Here is a 1,744-nt window from a genome sequence, read left to right as displayed (position 1 = left end):
CGGCGGCGGCCTCACCATGGTCGTCTCCCTGCCGTTCGCGGATCTGCGGGCGGGTGCCGAGGCGTACGAGCAGAGCGCGTGAGGTGGGTTGGTGTACGTCCCGACGACGCAGAGGCAGGATGCGTGCTACCCAAGCCCCTGTTGTTCCCGAACTGAGGTGCCCCGGCGCCACAGCTCTTCGGCGTGTTCCGCGAACCGTGCGAACATGCCCCCGTCGCCCTGTCGCCGCAGGTGCAGAAGTGGGGAGTCGTGTCCCACCAGGCGGGCCAGGTGAGGGGTCACGAGTGCGTCGTCGTCGAAGCGGAAGACCGACAGGGACACGTGGTTCACGGCATCCTCGGCGCTGCAGTAGCGCGTCTCCAGGCCTGGTGGAGTCCCGAGCCGGTCAAGGTGTTCCAGCGTGATCCGGATACGCGTGGACACGCTCAGCGCGACATCCTCGATGGCTTCGCGCTGCCGTGTCACCTCTCCTCGCGGAGCGCCGAGGAGGAACCGTAACTTCACCCCCGCTTCGGCCTTCTGACGCCGGTCTTGATGCGATCCTTCACGGTCTGTGGCCACAGCATTTCTTCACCGTAGACGTTTGGGCCTTCTTTGGCCCTAGCCGCGCAAGGCCCAACGGTCCCCGGGTATACGGAGATACGTCCACAAAGGACATGCACGATCCCCTCATGACTGAACTGAAGCGATACCTGGTGCAATCCGTCGGGGCGTCTCATGGCACAGCCCGCCTTGTCGGGCTGCTGCTGGGGTTACTGCTCCCCGCGCCCGGCCGCCATCGGACGCCCACGTCGCACCCGGTGACGCCGTCACCAGAAACACTGACCGTGTCTCTCCCGCGCAGTTCCATGCTGCGGGGCGAGGACAATGTCCTTGTCCGCCCCTACCTCGTCGCACACGAGCGGCGCGAGGAGGAACGGCGGCAGCGAGCGAGGCGGCGGACGCTGGTGCTCGCAACGTAGGGAATCGACATCGGCCCACGCTGGATTCACGGCGTGGAGGTGACGGCCTGATGAGCTACGACCGGAACAGTGTTCCTGCGTCCTCTCCCGGTTTGCGACTGCTGCCGTGGGAGGCCGACACCGGTAAGCCGTGTTTCCTGTCCATCAACGGTGCCCCTGGTGCCCTGGCCCGCATCGCGGACGAGATCGAGGCAGACCAGTTGCGCGACGGCGCCGAGGTCCGCAAGGGCGCCCAAGCCGTCTTGGACGACCGCAAAGCCGGGTACGCCGCGCGCTGCGGGCAGCCACGCACTGCCTTGGCGATGTGATCTGCCGGCTGCGGTTCCGGCTGTGACCAGAGCCCTGCTCACCGGTACGGGTCAGGAGCCGTAAGAGTCCCGTCAAAGGTTCCGGGTCGGCCGTAAGAGGGCCGTCAACGGGCGGTCGGATCCGGCCATACAGGCGCTTTCCTCGTAGCGTCCGTTTCAACCGAACCTCACTCCAGGAGTTCGCGATGGCCGATCTGGCCTTCGTCGTCACCGTGCTCGCGGGTTTCGCGCTGGTGGCCTTCGTCGCCAAGGGGGTGACGAAGCTGTGACCATCGAGAACATCGTCGGCCTGGTCGTGGCCGTCGCCCTGCTGGGCTATCTCGTCCTCGCCCTGATCTACCCGGAGAGGTTCTGAGACACGACATGGGTCCCGCACTTGCAGGCCTGCTCCAGCTGGTCGCCCTGACAGGCGCACTGGCGCTCGTCTACGTCCCCGTCGGCAACTACATGGCGAAGGTCTACTCCTCGCGCGAG

At 66.3% G+C, this 1,744-nt stretch carries 2 protein-coding genes and 1 pseudogene; 2 read left to right on the top strand and 1 reads right to left on the bottom strand.

Going from position 1 to position 1,744, the window contains the following annotated elements; all coding sequences use genetic code 11:
- Window positions 1-126: 126 nt before the first annotated feature.
- Window positions 127-525, bottom strand: a pseudogene (locus IE277_RS46590) (XRE family transcriptional regulator); the annotation flags it as partial.
- Between the two features lie 487 nt (window positions 526-1,012).
- Here IE277_RS46590 and IE277_RS46585 point away from each other — a divergent pair.
- Complete coding sequence (locus IE277_RS46585; protein ID WP_229882606.1) at window positions 1,013-1,270, top strand: hypothetical protein; 258 nt, start codon at window positions 1,013-1,015, stop codon at window positions 1,268-1,270.
- A gap of 265 nt (window positions 1,271-1,535) precedes the next feature.
- Window positions 1,536-1,625 (top strand): K(+)-transporting ATPase subunit F, encoded by a 90-nt coding sequence (gene kdpF, locus IE277_RS46580; RefSeq protein ID WP_189959980.1) that lies wholly within the window; start codon window positions 1,536-1,538, stop codon window positions 1,623-1,625.
- Window positions 1,626-1,744 lie beyond the last annotated feature (119 nt).

Origin of the sequence: Streptomyces alanosinicus (genome assembly GCF_014650595.1) — a bacterium.
Lineage (GTDB): Bacteria > Actinomycetota > Actinomycetes > Streptomycetales > Streptomycetaceae > Streptomyces > Streptomyces alanosinicus.
This window is presented reverse-complemented; position numbering and strand designations above follow the sequence as displayed.

Coding starts and splice junctions, on each gene's coding strand:
- IE277_RS46585 (WP_229882606.1), top strand. CDS start 1,013: ATGAGCTACGACCGGAACAGTGTTCCTGCGTCCTCTCCCGGTTTGCGA.